This is a genomic window from Xanthomonas hortorum (genome assembly GCF_024339125.1).
Classification (GTDB): domain Bacteria; phylum Pseudomonadota; class Gammaproteobacteria; order Xanthomonadales; family Xanthomonadaceae; genus Xanthomonas; species Xanthomonas hortorum.
Window position 1 is genome coordinate 5,263,427 of the sequence record NZ_CP101417.1, and the last position, 22,155, is coordinate 5,285,581.

Consider the following 22,155-nt stretch of genomic DNA (forward strand, 5'->3'; position numbering starts at 1 on the left):
CGCCGCTCAGGCATCGCGCTCAAAGAAGCGCCGTCAAAAGCGGCCTCCACCTCAACGCTGCTCCGCTACCGCCTTGACCCGTCGCGTGAACTCGACCAATTCCGGCAGCCCCGGATCCAGCTGACGTGCCTCATCCTGCGCGCGCCGCGCGAACGCCGCATCCTCCTGCCCCAACCGCTCGCTGCCCACCGCAATCCAGCGCTGGGCCAGACGTCGGCGCGCGCCAATCAGCGCCTCGCCATTCGGCGTCAATGCCTGCCACGCATCCAAGCAACCGCGCGCGGCACGCAGACGGTTATTGCGCAACTCGTCCTCGAAACAGCGCTGGCTCGCCGGCGCCACGCGTGCGGCGGCCTGCAATACGCGCGGATCGCGCGGTGCCAGCGCCTGCGCTGCTCGCACCGCGTCGTAGGCACTGGCGCCGGGCGGGGTCATCCATTGCTGCTGCGCTTCGGCATCTGTCACCCGTTGCAGCAGCGCGCGCAGACGGCGCTCGCGTGCACCACGCGACAAACCGGTTTCGGGACTGCGCTGTGCATCGCGCGCGCGCGCAATCGCCTGTTCTGCCTGCACGATCGATGCAGCGCCCGGCACCAGGGCGCGCGCCTCCTGCAGCGATTGCAGTGCAGCGTCGAAGTGGAAATCCGCCGCCTGCCGGCTGGCCTGCGCGGCATATTCGCTCGCGACCTGATCGAGCCCGCGACGCGCTGCGGCGTCGTCTGGCTCGGCCGCCAGCACGGCGTTGAAATCGCGTGCGGCCGGCGCCAGGCGACCACGCCGCAACAAGTCTTCTGCACGTTGACGGCGCTGCTCCAGCACGCGGTGGTAATGGCCTTCGGTCATCGGTACATCGGCATGCCCGGCGTCGTAGCGCTTGGCAGCGGCCAGCAACATCCCAGCATCGCCGAGCGCATCGCGCGACAGTGCATGGCGGGCCTGCGCCAGCAGATCGGTCAAGGCGTCTTCGCGCCCTTCCAGGGCATCGGTGCGGTCCGGCGCCAGGGTCAGGATGCGCTGGTACAACGGCAATGCACTGTCCGGTGTGCCATCCAGGCGTCCTTGTTGCTGCGCGGCCACGGCCTGCGCGAACAAGGCATCCAACCCGGCGCGACGTGCCTGCAGCGCGCGCAAGCGCAGCGTGACTGGCGCGATCTGCGCTTGTGGCACTTCCAGCGCAGTCGCCAGCGCCAGTGTGCGTTGCGCTCCGGCGGCGTCCCCGGCCGCGATTGCCGCACGCGCCTGCACCACTGCGGCGGCACCGGTGCGCGCCAGTCCGGCACGGGCTTCGCTGCGGTCGCCATCCAAGGCGAGCGCGGCAGCAAACAGTTCGCGCGCGCCGCTGCCATCGGCGGCACTGAGTTGGCCGCGCGACAAGGCCGCCTCGCCCCGTTGCAGCAGCTGCTGGATACGCGTATCCGGCCACAGCCAATCGGCCAGCGGCTTGCGCAATACGATCGTGGTCAACAGCAGGCATGCGCACAGCCCCAATGCCACGCGCCATAGCGCACGGCTGCGCAACGGCGCCCAGAGGCGGGGCGATCTGGCCCAGCGCGGAAGCGGGAGCATGCGGTGGCGTCCATCCTTGGCGCGACCTGACGGGGACGCGTTCACCCCGCTATGGTAGCCGGCCGCTGCGAAGACGATGTGCGCTTCGGGATTCGGGATTCGGGATTCGGGATTCGTCAGGCCAGCACGCCTTGCTTGCTCGCTGTGTGCCACCTGTTTCAAATCGATTGGCGCTGGCGAGGTGTGCGGCGCGCTCAGCCGAGTCGCCGCACCTCGCTCACCCCGGGTAAGGCATCCAACTTGCCAAGCAAGCCGGACAGCTGTTCGTAATCGCTGACCTTCAAACGCAAACGCAGTTGCGCGCGGCCGGTGTCGCGCACGTTGTCGCTGTTGATCTCCAGCACATGCGCGTCTTCCTGCGCGATCAGGTTGGTGATGTCCTTGAGCAGCCAGCGGCGGTCGACCGCGCGCACCTGCACATCCACCTCGTAGCCGCTGCCGGCCTGGCCCCACTCCACCGGCAGCACGCGCTGCGGATGCGCGGCAGCCAGACGCGACAGCGCCGCACAATCGGTGCGATGCACGGTGATGCCGCGGCCACGGGTCAGATAGCCGGCGATCGGCTCGCCCGCCACCGGCTGGCAGCAGCGCGCCAGCTGCACCAGCAGATTGCCCACGCCCTGCACGGTGAACTTGGATTTGCCCAGGCCCTCGCGCCGCGCGGTGGGCCGTGGCGGCGCCGGCACCGTCGGTTGCGAGGCCGCGCGCTCGGCTTCCAGCAGCGCACGGCTGACCTGGTTGGGCCCGGTATCGCCCAGCGCCACCTGGATATACAGATCGTCGATGTTTTCGGCGTGGAATTTACGCGTCGCCACACTCAGATCGGAGTGCTGCAGGCCCAGGCGCTTGAGCTCGCGATCCAGCAACTCCTTGCCCGCGTGCACGTTGCGCGCACGGTCGAGCTTGTGGAACCACGCGCGCACCTTGTCGCGCGAGCGCCCGCTGGCCAGAAATCCGTTGGACGCCAGCAACCAGTCGCGGCGCGGATCGGCTTCCTTGGCGGTCATGATCTCCACGCGGTCGCCGCTGCGCAGCCGGTAGGTCAGCGGCACGATGCGGTCGTTGACGCGCGCGCCGCGGCAGCGATGCCCCACCATGGTGTGCACGTGATACGCAAAATCCAGCGGCGTGGCGCCTTGCGGCAGATCGATGACCTCGCCCTTGGGCGTCAGCGCATACACGCGGTCCTCGATCAGCTCGGCATCCAGCGCGCCGGCCAGTTCGCCGTGATCGCCCTCCTGCACCTGCTCCAGCAGTTGGCGCATCCACAGGATCTTGCGGTCGAACGCCTTCTCGGCGCCCTTGCCGCCTTCCTTGTACTTCCAGTGCGCCGCAACCCCGAGTTCGGCCTGCGCGTGCATCTCGTGGGTACGGATCTGGATTTCGATCGTGCGCCCTTCCGGGCCGAGCACTGCCGTGTGCAGCGAGCGGTAGTCGTTGGCCTTGGGCCGGGCGATGTAGTCGTCGAACTCGCTCGGCACCGGTGCCCACAGCGAGTGCACCGCACCCAGGGCGGCGTAACAGGCGGCCACGTCGTCGACCATCACCCGCACCGCGCGGATGTCGTATAGCTGGTCAAACGACAGACGCTTTTTCTGCATCTTCCGCCAGATGCTGTAGATGTGTTTGGGCCGCCCGCTCACTTCCGCACGCAGGCCCTGCTGGGCCAGCGTCGTCGACAAGGTGCGCTTGACCGTTTCGAGATAGCGCTCGCGCGCGACGCGGGTTTCGTCCACCTCGCGGGCGATGCGGCGGTAGGTGTCCGGCTCCAGATGCCGGAACGCCAGGTCTTCCAGCTCCCACTTCACCTGCCAGATGCCCAGCCGGTTGGCCAGCGGGGCGTGGATGTCGCGAGTGAGCTGGGCAAGCGCGCGGCGTTGTTCTTCGCTCAGGCGGTCGGCCACGCGCATGCGCGCCAGCTGCCGCGCCAGCAGGATCGGCACCACCCGCAGGTCGTGGATGATGGACAGCAGCAGCCGCCGCAAGCCTTCGCTGTTGCGCCCGGCTTCGCGCCCGGCATGCAGCGCCCAGACCTGGTCGGCCGCATCCAGCCCATCTAGCAAACCTTCGACCACCACACGCCGTTCGGCCGGTTGCCATGGCAGGCTCGCGACCACGCCACGCAATGCGGGCAGATCGAACAGCAATGCAGCAATCAAGGTGGCCTCATCGGCCGCCAGCAGCGCCAGCGCATCCAGCGTGTCGGCAAGCAGCGCCCACGGCACGGCCTCGGCTTGCGCTGGCGGCACGTTCTGCCAGGCCTGCGCCAATGCGTCGCGCAACGCGGGCGCGATCGACGCGACAGCAGGACGCTGCAGCACGGCATGCAGGCGGTCGAATGAGGAACTGGTCACAGCGGTGGACACGGGCGTGGGCAACAACAATGGTCTGACAGCTACGGTAACGTGCGCGTCACCTTCTCCACAACGCGCAATCGCAGCGCATCCGCGGAAATCCGATGCCTTCGCGCTTATGCCCGGTTCACCCGCCAACGCCTTGATTCGCAACCGCTCTGTGTGGAATCCGATGCGGTTGCGCCCATGAAATCGGCTTCGGCGGCGGCTTTTTACATGCCCTTTACAATTCAGCCAAACCGGCTGCCTATGCTCCCTTGGCGTCGTCGCTGCCCAATGCTGCGGCAACGTCATTCCAACCAACTGCGAGGTAGCCGATGAAGACCTGGAAGAAGCCTGTCGTTCGTGAAGTCAATTGTGGCGCCGAGATCAACTGCTACGTCTCCGGCGAATTCTGAGCTCACCTGCCGCCCTTCCTCCCGATGCATGACCGGCACGCGCCGGCAGATAGGTAACAGTTCTCCATGCGCATCATCGTTCTGGGATCGGCGGCCGGCGGTGGGCACCCGCAGTGGAATTGCCACACACCCGCGAGTCAACGGGCGTGGCAACAAGCAGGCGGTGCCCAACGTCGTACCCAGGCCAGCATCGCGGTCAGTGCCGATGGCGAGCGCTGGGTTCTGATCAACGCCTCACCCGATTTCCGTCAACAAATTCTCGCAACGCCTGCGCTTTGGCCGCAGCGCGATTTGCGGCACTCGCCGATCGAAGCAGTGCTGCTGACCAGCGGCGAGATCGACCATATCGCCGGGCTGCTGTCGATGCGAGAGAGCCAGGCGTTCTCCCTGCATGCCAGCGGTCGTGTGCTCGATCTGCTGTCGCAAAACCCAATCTTCGACGCGGTCAATCCCGCCTACGTGGAGCGCCAGCCGTTTGCGCTGGACACACCGGTGTCGCTGCTGGGCCTGCAACTCACACCATTCTCGGTGCCCGGCAAGGTGCCATTGTTCATGGAATCGCGCAGCGGCGGCGATCTGGCCGGCTCCAACGAAGAAACCCTCGGGCTCACCATCGACGATGGCCAGCACCGCGTGCACTACATCCCCGGCTGCGCGGCAATGACCGATGCGTTGCGTGCGCGCCTGCAAGGCGCCGAACTGGTGTTCTTCGACGGCACGCTGTGGCGCGACGACGAGATGGTGCAACTGGGCATCAGCCAGAAGACCGGCCAGCGCATGGGCCACATGAGCATCGATGGCCCCGACGGCACCATCGCCGCCTTCGCCCCGCTGGATGTGGCGCGCAAGATCTTCATCCATCTCAACACCACCAATCCCGTGCTCGACACCCACTCGCCGGAGTACGCCAGCGCGCGTGCCAGCGGCTGGGAGGTCGCGCACGACGGCCTGGAGATCACCCTGTGACCGCCCTGCTCACCCCCGACCAACTGGAAGCGGACCTGCGCGCCATCGGCGCACGTCTGTACCACGACCAGCACCCGTTCCACGCGCTGCTGCACGACGGCAAGCTTGATCGCGGCCAGGTCCAGGCCTGGGCGCTGAATCGCTTCGAGTACCAGCGCTGCATTCCATTGAAAGACGCCGCGATTCTGGCGCGCATGGAAGACCCGGCGCTGCGGCGGATCTGGCGTCAACGCATTCTCGATCACGATGGCAACAGCCCCAGCGATGGAGGTATCGCGCGCTGGCTGCACCTGACCGACGCGCTGGGCCTGGATCGCACACTGGTTGAGTCCGGGCGCGCACTGCTCCCCGGCACGCGTTTCGCCGTGCAGGCCTACCTGCAGTTCGTGCGCGAAAAAAGCCTGCTCGAAGCGATCGCCTCCTCGCTCACCGAGCTGTTCGCCCCCAACATCATCGGCCGGCGCGTGGCCGGCATGCTCAAGCATTACGACTTCGTCTCTCCCGAGGCGCTGGCCTACTTCGAGCATCGCCTGACCGAAGCGCCGCGCGATTCGGATTTCGCACTCGACTACGTCAAGCAGCACGCCACTACCGTCGAGAAGCAGGAGCTGGTCAAGGCCGCGCTGCACTTCAAATGCTCGGTGTTGTGGGCGCAGCTGGATGCGCTGCACGGGGCCTACGTTACGCCGGGCATCGTGTGGCCGGATGCGTTCGTGCCCGACCGCGACGCCAGCCGGGCCGCTGCGTGAGCATCACCCGCGATAGCCAGCCAGCCCTGCGCGTCGGCGTACGCTTGCAACATGACCGCGCACGCGATCAATGGGTGCTGCTGGCGCCAGAACGCGTGGTCGAGCTGGACGAGATCGCGCTGGTGGTGGCGCAGCGCTACGACGGCGTGCGTTCGCTGGCGCAGATCGCGCAGGAACTGGCTGCCGAATTCGATGCCGACGCGGCAGACATCGAGGTCGATGTGATCGAACTCACCAACACCCTGCATCAGAAGCGTTTGCTGCGGCTATGAACATCGCCCCGCCGCCACTGTCCGTGTTGTTGGAGCTGACCCATCGCTGCCCGTTGGCGTGCCCGTATTGCTCCAACCCGATCGCGCTGGCAGCGCTGCGCGAGGAAATGGACACCGCCGGCTGGCGCTCGTTGCTGCAGCAGGCCGCCGGCATGGGCGTGCTGCAGGCGCATTTTTCCGGTGGCGAACCGATGCTGCGCAAGGACCTGCCCGAGCTGGTGGCGCATGCGCGCGCGCTCGGGCTGTACAGCAATCTGATCACTTCCGGCGTGGCCGGCGGCGAGCCGATGCTGGACCAATTGAAGGCGGCCGGACTGGAACACGTGCAACTGAGCGTGCAGGACGTCGACCCGGCCGGTGCCGATCGCATCGCCGGCTATCGCAACAGTCTGTCGAAAAAGCGCGAGTTCGCTGCCGCCGTGCGTGCACGAGGCCTCCCGCTGACGCTCAACGCGGTACTGCATCGCCATAACGCCGAGCGCGTGCCCGGCATGATTGCGCTGGCGCTGGAATGGCAGGCAGAGCGCATCGAAGTGGCGCACACCCAGTATTACGGTTGGGGCCTGCGCAATCGCGCCGCGCTGATGCCCAGCCGCGAGCAACTGATGGCCACGATTACGGCAGTGGAAACCGCGCGCCGCGAACTCGGCGACCGTCTGGCGATCGACTTCGTCACGCCCGACTATTACGCGCGCCAGCCCAAACCCTGCATGGGCGGCTGGGGTCAGCGCTTCGTCAATATTTCCCCGCGTGGCGATGTACTGCCCTGCCACGCGGCCGAAACCATCGAGGGCATGCGCTTCGACAATCTGCGCGACCGCTCGCTAGCCGATATCTGGAACAACGGCGAGGCGTTCGTGCGCTTCCGCGGCACCGCGTGGATGCCCGAGGTGTGCCAGGGCTGCCCCAAGCGCGAGATCGACTGGGGCGGCTGCCGCTGCCAGGCCCTGGCGCTGGCCGGCGATGCCGCCACGCTGGACCCCGTGTGCGAACGCTCGCCGGTGCACGCCGACGTACGCGCCACCGCCGAACGCGAGGCCGCTGCGCCCGCACCGGAGTTTGTCTACCGCCGTCCCAAACGTGCTGCGCGCGCGACCGTAGCAACGGTAGACGAGGAGTAATTCACAGCAGCAGCAGCTTGAGCCTTTCTGCGCATCTGCCTGCCACCTCTCCATGCGGCGCGAAAGGGCCTTTGGCTTGTGGGCGAGCACCACGCAGCGCGCGCCGTGGGCCAAGCTGCACGATGCGCGCCAGCGTCTACACTAGCGGCCTCTTCGTCTTCCGGATCGCCTCCATGTCCCTCGCGCGCCGCATTCCCCTGCTGGTCGGCCTGACCTTCGCGTTGACCGTTCTCCCGGCCCTGGCGCAGCGCGCCGTGCAGGGCGATCTGCAGTCGCAGATGAGCGCCGAGCAGTTCCAGGCAGCCGGCCTGGACAAGCTCAATGCCAGCGAGTTGGCCGCGCTCAACGACTGGCTGCAAGGCAAGGTCGCCAAGGAAGCGGCCGTGGTGGTCGAACAAGCCAAGGAAGCCGGCCGCCAGGAAGTGATCGTCAAGAACCGCGGCTTTTTCGATTTCGGCAGCAAGGAGCCGATCGAAAGCACGATCGTTGGCGAGTTCAAGGGCTTCTCCAAGGGTCGCGTGTACACGCTGGCCAATGGTCAGGACTGGGAGCAGACCGACGCCGCCAGCTTGGCCGGCGTTCGCAAGGAGGCGCCCAAGGTCAAGATCAAGCCCGGCCTGGTCGGCGTGTGGTATCTGCAGATCGAGGGCTACAACACGCCTGCCAAGGTGCGTCGGGTCAAGTAAGCGCGGCTGACTGACGACAACGCCGTCTTGTCCAAACAGGCTTGCGGGTACAAACAGAGTCCACCGACAACAGGCGCTACCCACGCTGGGAGCGCCTGTCCTGTTTGCGCATTGAAGTCCGCACAGACACCTCCAAAACCGCCTGTTTAGCGCTTGAGTGCGTCAACAAGATCGATCCAACCCGACTGATCCATTGACATCGTTGTCATCAACTCCTACACAGGCCCGTACTCGCTGACGGCATCGGACGCTCGGCGAACCCTTGAGGATTGAATGTGGCTGCGACCTCGCGTTCTGCTCACACTGCTGTCTTGCCCGCTTGCCCCGCTGCCACCGGCTTCATCGCTGCCGATGTCGGTGGCACGCATGTGCGTGTCGGCCACGTGGCGTATGCGGGCAACGCAGCGATCGAGCTGTCGCACTACCGCACTTATCGCGGCAGCGAGCACGCCAGTCTGGAGGCGATCCTCGGCGACTTTCTGCAGCAGGTGCGCGGTGTCGATGCGGTGGTGATCGCCAGTGCCGGTGTCGCACTGGACGATGGCAGCTTCATCAGCAACAACCTGCCGTGGACGATTTCGCCCAGACAGATGCGTCACGCGCTTGCAGTGCGCAGCGTGCATCTGGTCAACGATTTCGAAGCGGTCGCCTACGCCGCGCCACAGATGCAACAACGCGCCGTGCTGCAGCTCAGCGGGCCGACGCCACGGCACACGCGCGCCGCCGGTCCGATCCTGGTGGTCGGTCCCGGTACCGGGCTTGGCGCTGCAGTGTGGATCGATGCCAAGCCTCGCCCGATCGTGCTCGCCACCGAGGCCGGCCAGGTCGCGTTGGCCAGCACCGACGACAGGGAGCTGCAACTGCTGCGGATTCTGCTGCGCGGCCAGCCCTATCTGCCCCTTGAGCATGTGTTGTCCGGCCCCGGCCTGCTCAATCTCTACAACGCCGTGTGCGAACTGCACGCGGTGCCGCCACGCCATCGCCTGCCTGCTGCGATCACGCATGCAGCGCTGCACGAAGACGATGCGGTGGCGCGCGACTGCCTGCACAGCTTCTGCGCATTGCTGGGCAGCGCGGTTGGCGATATGGCGCTGGCCTACGGCGCTGCCGGCGGCATCTATCTGGCCGGCGGGATCTTGCCGACGATCGGGCAGTTTCTGGCCAACAGCACTTTTCGCGAACGTTTTTTAGCCAAGGGAAACATGCGTGCGCTGCTCGAGCGCATCCCGGTCAAGCTGGTCGAGCACGGGCAGCTGGGCGTGCTCGGCGCGGCCAACTGGTATCTGCAACAACACGTCCACGTGTCGTAAGCAATCCACCACGCGTTTGTGCTCCCCGCAAAACGCGCGACATCAAGACCCGCATCCGGCGAGCTGTCGCTCGCCGTCCATCCCTGTGCGTGATGAGGAGAGACATCATGAAATACAGCACCACCCTGCTGTCCAGCGCGATCGCATTGTCGCTGGCATTCGCGGCGCAAGCCCAGGACAACGGTGACCCGCAAGCCACCGACCTGGACGCCGTGCAAGTCGTCGGCATCCGCGCAAGCCTGGAAAAATCGCTCGACACCAAACGCAATAACACCGGTATTTCCGAGGCGATCACCGCCGAAGACATCGGCAAGTTTCCCAGCACCAATGTGGCCGAAGCGCTGTCGCAGATTCCCGGCGTGACCCTGGACCGCCGCTTTGGCCAGGGCGAACGGGTGAGCATCGACGGCACCGACCCCAGCCTCAATCTGTCGTTCCTGGACGGGCATCCGGTGGCGCAGGCGATCTGGTTGTATGGCGAGCAACCCAGCCGCGGTTTCGATTACACCTTGCTGGCACCGCAGATCCTGGGGCGTGTGGAAATTCTCAAATCCTCAGAAGCGCGTCTGACCGAAGGCAGCCTGGGCGGCACCGTGTTGATGCACACACGGCAACCGCTCGATCTGGAGGTCAACGAGGTCGCTGCCTCCATCGGCTACAGCTACAGCGCGCAAGCCAGCCAGGGCAAACCGAATGCGGCACTGCTCTACAGCTGGAAAAACGCCGCCGACACCTTCGGCATCGCGGTGTCGGCGCAGCATTACGAAGAACGCGTCGACCGCCGCGGCATGGAAGTGTTCGGCTACGCGCCGGCCAGCAGCTTCGCCAATGCGGCAGGCGACGTCCCTGCAGACGCGGACGTGCCCAATTCGATCAATGCGGCCTGGTTTCAGCAGGATCGCGAACGCGACAGCGCGGTGGTCAACCTGCAACTCAAGCCCAGCGAGGCGCTGGAGTTCAACCTCAGCGGCCTGTACATCAACGAGAACTTCGACAACTACAACCAGTCGATGTACAGCTTTCTGACCTGGAATCCCGGCACGGTGGCGGCAGTGGACCAGCTCGGCGGGCTGCGCAACGGGGTGGTGACTAGCGGGCATTCCGGCGCCAATGCCGACCCGCTCGGCGGCACGGTGATCTACGACAACAACGTGCGCGAATCGGAAGTGACTACCAAAGGCCTGGATCTACGCGGCGCATTTCGCGGCGATGCTTGGGGTTTGAACGGGCAGCTCGGCCAGAGCAAGTCGAAGAACAAGGACCTCTCGCAATACTTCATCGAGCCGTTCTACAACGGCGGCTTCAGTTGGGATACGCGGCGTGGCATTCGCTTCGACGATCCGGCGCGCGCGCGCGACCCGGCCAATTGGGGCTCGGCAGGTGGCTGGTTCGGCAATAACGGCATCTTCTCGACCGAAAGCAAGGACACCTATGGTCAATTGGATCTCGCTGTGCAGTTCGACAGCGTGCTCAATCAGTTGCTGCTGGGCGTGCGCCACGGCAAACACGAGGAGCGCTTCGAGCTCAATGTCTATGGCGGCGTCACGCCGGGCACGCTGGCCGATGTGGGCACGATCGGGCTGACCGATCTGCAGGACTTCTATCCCGATCATGGCCAGCATGTGCAGGCAGGTCGCAACAATGTGCTGAACTGGATCCGCAACAGCCCGGTCGACTACGGCGCGCCGGACCCGTCCAGTTATCTCAACAACACCTGGGCGCTGCAGCAGACCAATAACGCGGCGTACGCGCAGCTGAATTTCTCCGGCGGCGGTCTGCGCGGCAACCTCGGGCTGCGCTATGTGGATTCCAAGACCGAAGGCAGCGGCTTTGTCTACAGCGGTACGCCTTCACTGCTGAATGCCGACAGCCTGTGGCAGACCCGCACGCGCAAGGAAGACTTCCTGCTGCCTTCGCTCACGCTGGCCTACGAGGCTGCAGACGACTGGGTGTTTCGCTTCGCTGCGGCCAAGGTGATCGCCTGGGCACCGTACAACCAGATGGTCAACAACACCTTCCTCAACGACACCACGCTGACCGGCAGCGGCGGCAATGCGGAGCTGTCGCCGTACGAATCGTGGAACTTCAATCTATCGGCCGAGTATTACTTTGCGCAGCAGTCGGTGGTGGCGTGGTCGGTGTTCTACAAGAACATCGACAACTACATCGACACCAGCGCCAGCGTGGAGCGCCAATACAACGCGCTGCGCGACACCGCACCGCAGAGCTGGGCGCAGTTGGTCGGCAGCAATGGCTGCAGCGCAGATGGCTACTGCGATTACAGCATCCAGCGACCGCGCAATGCCGGCGACGGCAAGGTCAAGGGATTCAATATCGCGTTCCAGCAACCGTTTGGCGACAGCGGCTTTGGCCTGACCGCCAATTACACCTACGCCAATGGCGAAAACAACACCGGCGATGCGCTGCCTTACCAGTCGCGCAACAGCGTTGCCTTCAGTCCGTACTACGAAAAAGGCCCGCTCAATGCACGGCTGACCTACAACTGGCGCGATAGCTACCTGGCCGGCGGCTACGTGGCCGGTGCGGCACCGGCGAGCGTGGATGATTACGCCGAACTCGGCGCGAGTGTCGGCTATGCGTTCAGCCCGAACTGGTCACTGCAAGTGGACGCGCAGAACCTGTTGGACGAGGAGTACCTGCAGTATCTCGGCGACAAGGAACATCTGGCTGGCCGCTACAAGAGCGGGCGCCGCTATATGGCGAGCCTGCATGTGAAGTTCTGACGGCATGACCAAAGCCCGGGCGCAGCGTCAGCAAGCTGCGCCCGGGCGGCATGGAGCCCACCCACGCGGCGGGCTCCAGGTATGCCGCCCGCACCTGTCTGACAAGCGCTCAGCAGGTTTTAGAGGCGTCATGTGGCTGCATGCGCTGGCCGCTCCGATGCGATCTGTCGGAGCGGCCAGTGGATGTCGATCCGCATGGATCACCGCGTCTGGTGATCACCTCGACCCTGGCGCATCCGGCACCATTCAAGCGCGCAACGCAGCCACCCGCTGCGACAACTTCTTCGCAGACACGCCCGACTTGGCGCCCAGCTCCTGCGCGAACACCGAGACGCGCAACTCTTCCAGATCCCAGCGCAGCGACTGCCATTGCTCACGTTGCTGCAAACCACGTGCGGCCGCATCGTCCAGCGCATCCACGAACGGTTTGAGTTCGAGCATGCGGGTCTGGTCGCGAGCCGGATCGCGTTTGGCGCGCTCGGTGCGCAGGATCATCGCCTTGAGATAACGCGGGTAGTTGGCCAGCGCCTCGGCCGGGGTCTCGCGCAGGAAGCCGGCATGCACCAACGCGCGCAACTGCTGCTCCATATCGTCCAGATTGCCCCGCGCCCAGCCCATCAACGGCGCTTCCAGCAAGGGCTTGAGTTCGGCCACGGCGCCGAGGATGCTTTCGGCCAGTGTCAACCGCTCCATCGCCTCGCCGAACAGGCGCTTGGTCGCATCGTCGCGGCGTTGCGCGAATGCGCCCGCATCGCGGATCGCGCCCAGCCCTTCTGCCAGCACCGCATTGAGCGCGGCATCGACCAGATCGCCGCGCAGCCGCTCCTGCGACTCAATCGCCGCGTACAACAAACCGGTTTTGGGCGACACCGGCAATTGCTTGCGCGCCTGCTTGATCTTGTCGGCAAGCGCGATTTCCAGCAGCCGGCGCACGCCGCGCGGATGCGCCTGCGCCGCTTCGTTGCGGTCGGCAAAGATGCGCAGCGCTGCGTCTTCGCCCTGATCCACCAACGCCGGATACGCCGGCACACCGGCCTCGCCCGACACCTGTTCGGGGATCGGGGTGGCCGGGAAATCGCGTAAGCCCTCGGCAGCCAGGGCGCGGCCCGCACGCGCGGCAAACGCCTGGCCCGCACGCTCGCCGAAGCGAGCGCGCAACCCGTCCAGATCGCGCGACTCGGCCAGCACCTTGCCGTCGTCATCGCGCAGGCGCAGGTTCATCAGCAGATGCGTGTCCAGCGCCTCTTCGTCGAAATCCAGAGCCGCCACCTGCGTGCCGGTGGCCTTGCTCAGAAAGCGCGCCAGCTCGCCACGGATATCGTCGGCCGACGCAATGCTGTAGGCCTCGTAGAACGCGCGCCCGAAATCCGGCGCCGGCACATAGTTACGGCGCTGCGCCTTGGGCAGGCTACGAATCAAGGCCGATGCCTTGTCGGCAACAAAGCCAGGTGCCAGCCACGACAGCCGCGTTGGATCCAGCGCATTGAGCAGATGCAACGGCACATCCAGGGTGACGCCGTCATCGATGGCCCCCGGCTCGAAGCGGTAATGCAACGGCAGCCGCGCATCGCCAAGGGGGAAATACTTCGGGAAGCGATCGGCCTCGCTGCCTTCGCCCGGCAGCAGATCGTTCAACGACCAATGCAGGCTGCGGCGTTTGTCCGGCGGCAAGGTCTTCCACCATGCATCCAGGCCGCTGGCCGAATGCAGTTCGGACGGAATGCGATCCAGATACCAACGCGCCTGCCACTCTTCGTCGGCCACGATGCCGGCGCGACGCAGCTTGGCTTCTTCTTCGCGCGCCTGCTCCAGCACCTTGAGGTTGTCGGCCACGAACGCCGCGCGCGTATTGATTTCGCCCGTCACCAGACCCTGACGCACGAACAGATCGTGCGCCGCGGCCGGGTCGATCTTGCCGAAATACACCGGCTTTTTCGGCGCCAGCACCAGCCCGAACAGGCTGATCTGCTCGGAGGCGACCACCTGCCCCTGCGCACGCGACCAATGCGGGTCGAAATGCTTGCGCGCCAGCAGATGCGGCAGCTCGGCGATCGCCCAATCCGGCTCGATCGCGGCATTGGTCATGCCCCAGACTTTCTGCGTGTCCAGCAGCGTGGCGGCCAGAATCCACGGCGGCGGTTTGCGCGCCAACGCCGAGCCGGGGAACGGCACGAACCGGCGTTGCCGCGCGGCGAGGAAATCACCTTTTTCGGTGCGATGGCCGATCTGCGTCGGCAGGCCGGCCAACAGCGCGCGGTGCAGTGCCTGATACGCCGCAGCGCGTTCGCGCTCGCTGGTGCGCGCCGACACCTCGGCGGCTTCGGCCTGCTTGTTCGCAGCTGCAGAGGTGGTGCGTGCAGGTGGCGCACTTGGCTCCGGCTTGCCTTCGCGCGCCAGACGCGCGGCGCGATGCAGCTGCCCGCGCGTGGGCCGGTTGGCGTTGTGGCCGTCCTCGCGCGGCGGTGCGCTGGCACCGGCCAGCAGCGGCGCCATCATCACCCCGGCCGGCTCTTCGCTCCAACCGAGTTCTTCGCACAACAAGCGTAACTGCCGATGCAGTTCGCGCCACTCGCGCATGCGCAAAAAGCCCAGAAAATGTCGATTGCACCAATCGCGCAATTTGGACTGGGTGAGCTCTTCGTGCACCTGCCGGTACGCCTCCCACAAGCGCAGGATGCCGACGAATTCCGAGCGCGCATCGGCAAACAGCGCATGCGCGTTATCGGCCGCCTCGCGCGCTTCGGGCGGGCGCTCGCGCGGATCCTGGATGCCCAGGAAGGAGGCGATGACGATCATCTCGCGCAGGCAGCCGTGCTGCTGCGCGGCTACCAGCATGCGCGCCAGTTTGACGTCCACCGGCAGGCGCGCCATCTGGCGGCCGGTCGCGGTCAGGCGGCGCTCGCCATCGATCGCGCCCAGCTCCAGCAACTGCTGCCAGCCATCGGCCACCGCACGCTCGTCCGGCGCTTCCAGAAACGGGAAATCCTCGATCCGCCCCAGGCCCAGCTGCAGCATGCGCAGGATCACGCCCGACAACGACGCGCGCCGGATTTCCGGGTCGGTAAACGCCGGCCGGGCGGCAAAGTCGGCTTCGGCATACAGGCGGTAGCAGATGCCCTCGGCGATGCGTCCGCACCGGCCCATGCGCTGGTTGGCGCTGGCCTGCGAGATCGGCTCGATATGCAAGCGGTCCAGCTTCTGCCGCGGGCTATAGCGCTTGATGCGCGCAAATCCGGGGTCCACCACATAGCGGATGCGCGGCACCGTCAGCGAGGTCTCGGCCACATTGGTGGCCAGCACCAGGCGCCGCCGCGGGCCCGGATTGAACACCCGGTCCTGATCCTGCGCAGACAGCCGCGCGTACAACGGCACCACTTCGGTCTCGCGGTATTTGCGCCGTTCCAGTGATTGATGCGCATCGCGGATTTCGCGCTCGCCGGGCAGGAACATCAGCACGTCGCCGCGCGGGTCGATGCGGGTGATTTCGTCGATTGCCGCCACGATCGCATCGTTGACGGTGCGCTCGCCATCGCGGCCGTTGCCTTGTTCGCCGTCGCTGTCAGTACCGGCGTCGCCTTCGAGCGGGCGATAGCGCACCTCGACCGGGAACGTGCGTCCTTCCACACTGATCACCGGCGCATCGTTGAAATGCTGCGCGAAACGCTCGGTGTCGATGGTGGCCGAAGTCACGATCAACTTCAGATCGGGGCGTTTGACCAGCAACTGCTTGAGATAGCCAAGCAAAAAATCGATGTTGAGGCTGCGCTCGTGCGCCTCGTCCACGATGATGGTGTCGTAGGCCGACAACCAACGGTCGCTGGCGATCTCCGCCAGCAGGATGCCGTCGGTCATGAACTTGATCCGCGAGTCTTCACCAACCCGGTCGGTGAAGCGCACCTGGAAGCCCACCGTGGTGCCCAACGGCGTCTTCAACTCCTCGGCCACGCGTGCAGCCACCGCACGTGCGGCAATCCGGCGCGGCTGGGTGCAGCCGATCATGCCTGCGGCGCCCCGCCCGGCCGCCAGACACAGCTTGGGCAGCTGGGTGGTCTTGCCCGAGCCGGTTTCGCCGGCAATGACCACCACTTGATGATCGCGGATCAACGCGATGATGCGCTCGGCCTCGCGCGCGATCGGCAGCTGCGTGTCCAACGTGATGGCGGGCTGCTGCTCGGCGCGCGCCTTGCGCTGCGCCTGCGACGCCGCCAGCGCCTGCTCGAAGGCCTGACGCAGCTGCACGTTGCCGGGTTTGCCTTGCCAGCGCGACCACAGGCCGAGCAAGCGGCCCCGGTCGCGGCTCATGCCGCCATCGACGGCGCTACGGCCCTCGCGCAAGGTGGTGGCCAGGTCGGTATCGATAGCGCTCATTGATGAAAAAATGTGAAAGATTGAATGACGAGTGATCCTTTAGAGTGACTATTGTGACCCGATATCTGTTCCCTCAGGAGGACCATTCCCATGTCCAAGAAAAAGAACGCCAACAAGCCCGTCGTCATCATTGACGGACCAGACGCCTTACCGGTTGCCGCCGCATCGGCCCCGCACATCGATATCGGGATCAAGGACGGCGATCGCAAGAAGATCTCCGACGGTCTGGCCCGCTACATGGCTGACGCCTTCACCTTGTATCTGAAGACCCACAACTTCCATTGGAACGTCACCGGGTCGATGTTCAACTCGCTGCACACCATGTTCGAAACCCAGTACACCGAGCAGTGGGCCGCACTGGACGAAGTGGCCGAGCGCATCCGCGCCCTGGGCTACAACGCGCCGGGCTCCTACAGCGAGTTCGTCGCTTTGACTTCGATCCCGGAAGAACAGGGCCTGAGCGACAGCGCCGACTGGCGTGAAATGGTGCGCCAGCTGGTCAGCGGCAACGAAGCGGTCTGCCGCACCGCCCGCAAGGTGCTGGGCACCGCCGACGACGCCGGCGACGACCCGACCGTGGACCTGCTCACCCAGCGCCTGCAGACCCACGAAAAGTACGCATGGATGCTGCGGTCACTACTGCAGTAAGCACTTCTCTCCACGCGCCGGCATTGTCAGGCGCGGGACACAAAGCCCCTCTCCCCCCGGGAGAGGGGTTGGGGTGAGGGTACGGAGCGAAGCTCAAGTGCCCCACCCAACGCGCGGCCACCGCCCATTTCCTGCGCCGTGCGCCCGCCCCAGCACATGCTTAATGTGCGCATTTTCCCGGCGCGCCCCATCGCGTCGCGGCGATCCCCGACACCGCATTACGCAACGCCGCCGGCATGACACAGGCCAAGACGTGACCCGCGCGGTATCCTAGACGGATGTCTTCCCCCGCCCACGAACTGCTCAGCCGCGTCTTCGGTTACGACGACTTCCGCGGTCCTCAACAGGCCATTGTCGAACACGTCGCTGCCGGCAACGATGCCCTGGTGCTGATGCCCACCGGTGGCGGCAAGTCGTTGTGCTACCAGGTGCCTGCGCTGCTGCGCGATGGCATCGGCATCGTGGTCTCGCCGCTGATCGCATTGATGCAGGATCAGGTCGACGCCTTGCGCCAGCTCGGCGTGCGCGCCGAATTCCTCAATTCCACGCTGGATGCGGAAAACACCCAGCGGGTCGAGCGCGCCTTGCTCTCGGGCGATCTGGATCTGCTCTACGTCGCGCCAGAGCGCCTGCTGACGCCACGCTTCCTGTCCTTGCTGGAGCGCAGCCGCATCGCGCTGTTCGCCATCGACGAGGCACATTGCGTCTCGCAATGGGGCCACGACTTCCGCCCCGAATACCGCCAGCTCACCGTGCTGCACGAACGCTGGCCGCACATCCCGCGCATGGCCTTGACCGCCACCGCCGACCCGCCGACCCAGCGCGAGATCGCCGAGCGTCTGGATCTGGTCGACGCGCGCCACTTCGTCAGCTCCTTCGACCGCCCCAACATCCGCTACACCGTGGTGCAGAAGGACAACGCGCGCAAGCAGCTGCAGGAGTTCCTGGGCCGCCATCGCGGCTCGGCCGGCATCGTCTACGCCATGTCGCGGCGCAAGGTCGAAGAAACCGCGCAGCAGCTGTGTGCGCAAGGCTTCAACGCCCTGCCCTACCACGCCGGTTTGCCGGCCGAGGTGCGGGCGGAAAACCAGCGCCGCTTCCTGCGCGAAGACGGCATCATCATGACCGCCACCATCGCCTTCGGCATGGGCATCGACAAGCCCGACGTGCGCTTCGTGGCGCATGTGGATCTGCCCAAATCGCTGGAGGGCTATTACCAGGAAACCGGCCGCGCCGGCCGCGACGGCGACCCGGCCGAGGCCTGGCTCTGCTACGGCCTGGGCGATATGGTGCTGCTCAAGCAGATGATCGAACAGGGCGAAGCGGCCGAAGAGCGCAAGCGCCTGGAGCGCGCCAAGCTCGATCACCTGCTGGGCTATTGCGAATCGATGCAATGCCGTCGCCAGGTGCTGCTGGCCGGCTTCGGCGAGACCTATCCCAAGCCCTGCGGCAATTGCGACAACTGCCTCACCCCGGCGGCCGCCTGGGATGCCACGGTGGCTTCGCAAAAAGCGCTCAGTTGCGTGTACCGCAGCGGGCAGCGTTTCGGTGTGGGCCACCTGCTCGACATCCTGCGCGGCAGCGAGAACGAGCGCATCAAGCAGCTCGGCCACGACCAATTGAGCACCTACGGCATCGGCCGCGATCTGGACGAGCGCACCTGGCGCGGCGTGTTCCGCCAGTTGGTGGCCGCCAGCCTGCTGGAGGTCGACAGCGAAGGCCATGGCGGTCTGCGGCTTACAGATGCCAGCCGCCAGGTACTCAAGGGCGAGCGACAGGTGATGATGCGCCGCGAGAACCCGGCGGCCGGACGCGAGCGTGAGCGCGGCACCCAACGCACCGGCCTGCCGGTGCAACCGCAGGATCTGGTGTTGTTCAACGCCTTGCGCGGCTTGCGCGCAGAGCTGGCCAAGGAACAGAACGTGCCGGCATTTGTGATCTTCCACGACAGCACGCTGCGCAACATCGCCGAACAACGGCCAACCAGCATCGATGCGCTATCGCATATCGGCGGCATCGGTGGCGGCAAACTGGCCCGCTACGGGGCGCAGCTGATCGAGATCGTGCGCGAACAAGGCTGATGCAACGGCGTGTGTCATCGGCATACCAACGCTGGCACAAAAATCCGCAAGATCGACAGCGCACATTCAATCAGCCGTTGCTAGTTTCACAAGGCGATCTGGCACGCGCTGCCAGTCCCTCATGTAGAGTCCAATCGATGAAACGCAGCCTGCTTCTCCTGGCCACTCTGTTTGCCGCTGGCGGCGCGCTCGCCCAGGCCGGCGACGGCAGTGCCGAGCCGGTCACGGCGCGCTCGCTCGATCTGAGCATTCCACAGGCACCGGTGCAGTACCGCTCCGATCCCGAGGTCCCCACCGATCCGCCAGGTACCTTTTACGGCGACAAAAGCGGTCCCCAGCCTGCCTTGAGCCGGCCCAGCGCCGCCGCCATCGCCGCCGAACGCGCCGAGCAATGCCAGGGCAAGCTGCATGGCGCAGTCGAAACCGGCATGGGCTATGCCAGCCGCGGCGGCAACAGCAACTGGCAGGCGGTCAATCTGAATTCCTGCAAGACCTATTACGACGACGACGGCAAGGCGCACCAGATTGGCGTCAGCATCAGCGTCGGGCGTGGCGAAGGCCCGATTTTCGGCCCGCGTTATGGGCCTGGCGGCTACGGTCCCGGCCCGTTCGGCTGGTAACCATACGGCCCCGTCTGCGTTGACGGAGGGTTCACCCCTGCATCGCTGAGAATGCGGCTTGCCTTACGAGACGCGCTCATGTCACAGAACAAGGAACGGCCAGTTGTCTTCGTCGTCGAAGACGGCGATGGCACCCGACAACTCAGCTGCCTTGTGCTGGAGAGCTATGGGTTCACCTGCCGCAGTGCAGGCTCGGTCGAAGAAGCGCTGACCCTGATCGAAAGTGACCCGCGCATCGACGTGCTGTTTTCCGATATCCACTTCCCGGGCGGCCTGACCGGCGTGGATCTGGCGGTCAAGACCGCGCAGGCGCCGTACAAGCTTCCGGTATTGCTCACCTCCGGCCTGGCGGTGGAGTACGTGGAAGAGATCCTGCCCGACGGCGTGGCCTTCCTGGAAAAGCCTTACACCCCCGAGCAACTGCTGACCGCCATCCGCAGCGTGATGGCCAAACACCGGGTGCTTCCCACCCCGGTGACCTGACGGCGGCGGCCGCCACTGGACGGCGGCCCACACAATCCCGGTATGAAATGCCAGCCGTCGCGCCATGCGCCGGCCACGGGGATTGATCAACACACGTTTGTGCCAAGGATGCGGCGCCATCGCCCGCCTGCAAAAGCCGCTCAGTCAGCCAAACGCTGCAGGGTCTGCTTGCACGATCTGCGCCAGACATTGCGCTTCGACACCAATACACCGAACGTCCATCGCATGACGCCTCACGAATGCAACGTGCAAAGAACATTTGAACCACGCATACGTCGTATTTCACGCGATCAAGCACGCCGCTCGCTAGGCTGGTTCGAATGCAGCGCTTTGCTGCCAAAGAACTCAGGAGATCCCCATGGGCGACAACTCGTTTCTGTCACCGGCTTTCATCATCTTGGTCGTTGCGATCATCGGCGTGGTTTTCTGGCTGGTGACGCGTGCCAAGAAGAAGCGCAACAAGAAGTAAGCGACCCGGGCATCGGTTCGAAGGCAGCGACTCGTCGCATTGCCTGCAGGTTGCCGCCAGCGTTGAACGCCAGCGGCACACTCAAAAACGCTCGCCCGCCGGCAGGTAGCGCCATTCGCCGATCGCCAGTTTGCCCAGCGAGATGCGGCCCACGCGCAAGCGCCGGATGCTCACCACGTCCAGCCCGACTTCCTTGCACATGAAGCGCAGTTGCCCAGGCTGCACATGTTTGATCGCAAAGCGCAGCCGCTCTTCGTTCTGCCAACTCACCTTGCACGGCGACAGGCTGCGCTGCTGATAGACCAGGCCATGCGCAAGCCGTGCCATGCCGTAGGGGCGCAGCTCGCCGCTGACTTCCACCAGGAATTCCTGCTCGATGGAGGTTGCATCGGCGCTGAGCCTGCGGAGCACGCGGCCATCCTGGCTCAGGACCAGCAGACCGCTGGCCTCATCCTCCAGCGGCAACGGCGCGCTCAGACGCAGGAAATGCCGTTTCAGCACGCGTACGTTGGCCTGATCCAGACTGCTGCGCGCGGCCGGCGCGGCCAACCCCAACGCGGCCTCGGCCGTCATTCCGGCAGGCTTGTGCAGCAGCAACGTGGCTGGCTCGGCAGGCTCCAGCACCGCATCGGCTGCCAGCGTCACCTGCGGCGCAGTGGCCAATGTCTGCGGCTCCTCGACCACCACACCGTCCACGCTGACCCAGCCGCCTTCGATGTACTGCTGAGCCTCGCCACGCGAGCAGCCGAACAGCGCGGCAACGCATTTGTCGAGACGGATCGGTTCGGACATCGGACGAGCTCAGCATCAGGGCACGGCAGTGTACGTGCTGGGTCCGTGGATGCGCGAGGTTGGCGTCACTGGCGCGGCGTTGAGGCTCTGCCAACACCTGGGGGTATGTCGGCATCCATGTGAACGCCAACGAATCAGCGCCGTCGCCGGGTACCCATGCAGGCTTCGCCCGGCACTTTGCTGCCATCGCGCTTCTGCCGCACCCGACAAAATGGGAAACTGAGCGCTCACACAGGAGATTGCAGATGTTCATCAAATTCGGCACAACCCGGATCCGCCTTGCCCATATCTCCGTCGTCAACGACCCGTTCAACGCCGGCGAGAGCTTCGGTTCGTATTGCCACTCAGTGCGGGTCGGCCTGATCTCCGGCGACGAGGTGTTCGCACGCTTCAACAACGAGGCCGATGCCGAACAGCTTTACGCCAACGTCCTTGCCGCGCTGGAGAGTTGAGCGCAAGACAATACCCATCGCGCCATGCTTGCTGCGCGCGACGGCGCGATGGATCAGTGGCTCGCTAAAAAGTAGT

Annotated in this window: 17 protein-coding genes; 13 read left to right on the top strand and 4 right to left on the bottom strand. The window is 65.4% G+C overall.

What is annotated here, in order from left to right; genetic code table 11:
- Nucleotides 1–51: 51 nt before the first annotated feature.
- Together NMB96_RS22595 and NMB96_RS22600 are read right to left on the bottom strand one after the other, a co-directional pair.
- Entirely contained in the window at nucleotides 52–1,566 is a 1,515-nt protein-coding gene (locus NMB96_RS22595) for a hypothetical protein (RefSeq protein ID WP_023904784.1), read from the bottom strand.
- Between the two features lie 194 nt (nucleotides 1,567–1,760).
- Nucleotides 1,761–3,947: a RelA/SpoT family protein gene (locus NMB96_RS22600; protein ID WP_043889854.1), complete on the bottom strand. Its 2,187-nt coding sequence runs from the start codon at nucleotides 3,945–3,947 to the stop codon at nucleotides 1,761–1,763.
- A 290-nt stretch (nucleotides 3,948–4,237) separates the two neighbouring features.
- Here NMB96_RS22600 and pqqA point away from each other — a divergent pair, with 290 nt between their 5' ends.
- From pqqA to NMB96_RS22640, 8 genes are all read left to right on the top strand, one after another.
- On the top strand, nucleotides 4,238–4,318 hold the full coding sequence (gene pqqA, locus NMB96_RS22605) for a pyrroloquinoline quinone precursor peptide PqqA (protein ID WP_002812057.1): 81 nt from the start codon (nucleotides 4,238–4,240) through the stop codon (nucleotides 4,316–4,318).
- A gap of 66 nt (nucleotides 4,319–4,384) precedes the next feature.
- Complete coding sequence (pqqB, locus tag NMB96_RS22610; protein ID WP_023904787.1) at nucleotides 4,385–5,284, top strand: pyrroloquinoline quinone biosynthesis protein PqqB; 900 nt, start codon at nucleotides 4,385–4,387, stop codon at nucleotides 5,282–5,284.
- Nucleotides 5,281–6,033 (top strand): pyrroloquinoline-quinone synthase PqqC, encoded by a 753-nt coding sequence (pqqC, locus tag NMB96_RS22615; protein WP_023904788.1) that lies wholly within the window; start codon nucleotides 5,281–5,283, stop codon nucleotides 6,031–6,033. Before pqqB ends, pqqC begins: the two co-directional genes overlap by 4 nt.
- Nucleotides 6,030–6,305 carry a pyrroloquinoline quinone biosynthesis peptide chaperone PqqD gene (gene pqqD / locus NMB96_RS22620; protein ID WP_023904789.1) on the top strand — a complete coding sequence of 92 codons (276 nt, stop codon included), beginning with the start codon at nucleotides 6,030–6,032 and terminating at the stop codon, nucleotides 6,303–6,305. The genes pqqC and pqqD overlap by 4 nt, the downstream gene beginning before the upstream one ends.
- Entirely contained in the window at nucleotides 6,302–7,426 is a 1,125-nt protein-coding gene (gene pqqE / locus NMB96_RS22625; RefSeq protein WP_023904790.1) for a pyrroloquinoline quinone biosynthesis protein PqqE, read from the top strand. Before pqqD ends, pqqE begins: the two co-directional genes overlap by 4 nt.
- 173 nt (nucleotides 7,427–7,599) lie before the next feature.
- Nucleotides 7,600–8,112 (top strand): hypothetical protein, encoded by a 513-nt coding sequence (locus NMB96_RS22630; RefSeq protein WP_023904791.1) that lies wholly within the window; start codon nucleotides 7,600–7,602, stop codon nucleotides 8,110–8,112.
- A 275-nt stretch (nucleotides 8,113–8,387) separates the two neighbouring features.
- Nucleotides 8,388–9,422 (top strand): glucokinase family protein, encoded by a 1,035-nt coding sequence (locus NMB96_RS22635; protein ID WP_023904792.1) that lies wholly within the window; start codon nucleotides 8,388–8,390, stop codon nucleotides 9,420–9,422.
- A gap of 107 nt (nucleotides 9,423–9,529) precedes the next feature.
- On the top strand, nucleotides 9,530–12,166 hold the full coding sequence (locus NMB96_RS22640) for a TonB-dependent receptor (protein ID WP_043889365.1): 2,637 nt from the start codon (nucleotides 9,530–9,532) through the stop codon (nucleotides 12,164–12,166).
- Nucleotides 12,167–12,412: 246 nt separating this feature from the next.
- Here the strand turns inward: NMB96_RS22640 and hrpA are convergent, their stop codons facing one another.
- Nucleotides 12,413–16,534, bottom strand: coding sequence for an ATP-dependent RNA helicase HrpA (gene hrpA, locus NMB96_RS22645; RefSeq protein WP_023904794.1), 4,122 nt, complete (start codon nucleotides 16,532–16,534; stop codon nucleotides 12,413–12,415).
- 90 nt (nucleotides 16,535–16,624) lie between these two features.
- On the opposite strand from hrpA, the gene NMB96_RS22650 reads away from it, so the two are divergent.
- The 4 genes from NMB96_RS22650 to NMB96_RS22665 all read left to right on the top strand — a co-directional run bounded on the left by NMB96_RS22650 (nucleotide 16,625) and on the right by NMB96_RS22665 (nucleotide 20,366).
- Complete coding sequence (locus tag NMB96_RS22650; protein WP_006452768.1) at nucleotides 16,625–17,182, top strand: Dps family protein; 558 nt, start codon at nucleotides 16,625–16,627, stop codon at nucleotides 17,180–17,182.
- A 278-nt stretch (nucleotides 17,183–17,460) separates the two neighbouring features.
- Complete coding sequence (recQ, locus tag NMB96_RS22655) at nucleotides 17,461–19,263, top strand: DNA helicase RecQ (protein WP_023904795.1); 1,803 nt, start codon at nucleotides 17,461–17,463, stop codon at nucleotides 19,261–19,263.
- Between the two features lie 137 nt (nucleotides 19,264–19,400).
- Complete coding sequence (locus NMB96_RS22660) at nucleotides 19,401–19,883, top strand: hypothetical protein (protein ID WP_023904796.1); 483 nt, start codon at nucleotides 19,401–19,403, stop codon at nucleotides 19,881–19,883.
- A 78-nt stretch (nucleotides 19,884–19,961) separates the two neighbouring features.
- Nucleotides 19,962–20,366: a response regulator gene (locus tag NMB96_RS22665; RefSeq protein WP_043889366.1), complete on the top strand. Its 405-nt coding sequence runs from the start codon at nucleotides 19,962–19,964 to the stop codon at nucleotides 20,364–20,366.
- Nucleotides 20,367–20,916: 550 nt separating this feature from the next.
- Here NMB96_RS22665 and NMB96_RS22670 read toward each other — a convergent pair.
- A complete protein-coding gene (locus NMB96_RS22670) occupies nucleotides 20,917–21,627 on the bottom strand; it encodes an rRNA pseudouridine synthase (protein ID WP_023904798.1) in 711 nt (236 codons plus the stop codon).
- A gap of 245 nt (nucleotides 21,628–21,872) precedes the next feature.
- On the opposite strand from NMB96_RS22670, the gene NMB96_RS22675 reads away from it, so the two are divergent.
- The gene (locus tag NMB96_RS22675) at nucleotides 21,873–22,079 is read left to right on the top strand and encodes a hypothetical protein (protein WP_006448620.1); all 207 of its coding nucleotides are present in this window, start codon (nucleotides 21,873–21,875) and stop codon (nucleotides 22,077–22,079) included.
- Nucleotides 22,080–22,155: the final 76 nt, after the last annotated feature.

Coding starts and splice junctions, on each gene's coding strand:
- NMB96_RS22595 (WP_023904784.1), bottom strand. CDS start 1,566: ATGCTCCCGCTTCCGCGCTGGGCCAGATCGCCCCGCCTCTGGGCGCCG.
- pqqA (WP_002812057.1), top strand. CDS start 4,238: ATGAAGACCTGGAAGAAGCCTGTCGTTCGTGAAGTCAATTGTGGCGCC.
- pqqB (WP_023904787.1), top strand. CDS start 4,385: ATGCGCATCATCGTTCTGGGATCGGCGGCCGGCGGTGGGCACCCGCAG.
- pqqE (WP_023904790.1), top strand. CDS start 6,302: ATGAACATCGCCCCGCCGCCACTGTCCGTGTTGTTGGAGCTGACCCAT.
- NMB96_RS22630 (WP_023904791.1), top strand. CDS start 7,600: ATGTCCCTCGCGCGCCGCATTCCCCTGCTGGTCGGCCTGACCTTCGCG.
- NMB96_RS22640 (WP_043889365.1), top strand. CDS start 9,530: ATGAAATACAGCACCACCCTGCTGTCCAGCGCGATCGCATTGTCGCTG.
- hrpA (WP_023904794.1), bottom strand. CDS start 16,534: ATGAGCGCTATCGATACCGACCTGGCCACCACCTTGCGCGAGGGCCGT.
- NMB96_RS22650 (WP_006452768.1), top strand. CDS start 16,625: ATGTCCAAGAAAAAGAACGCCAACAAGCCCGTCGTCATCATTGACGGA.
- recQ (WP_023904795.1), top strand. CDS start 17,461: ATGTCTTCCCCCGCCCACGAACTGCTCAGCCGCGTCTTCGGTTACGAC.
- NMB96_RS22660 (WP_023904796.1), top strand. CDS start 19,401: ATGAAACGCAGCCTGCTTCTCCTGGCCACTCTGTTTGCCGCTGGCGGC.
- NMB96_RS22665 (WP_043889366.1), top strand. CDS start 19,962: ATGTCACAGAACAAGGAACGGCCAGTTGTCTTCGTCGTCGAAGACGGC.
- NMB96_RS22670 (WP_023904798.1), bottom strand. CDS start 21,627: ATGTCCGAACCGATCCGTCTCGACAAATGCGTTGCCGCGCTGTTCGGC.
- NMB96_RS22675 (WP_006448620.1), top strand. CDS start 21,873: ATGTTCATCAAATTCGGCACAACCCGGATCCGCCTTGCCCATATCTCC.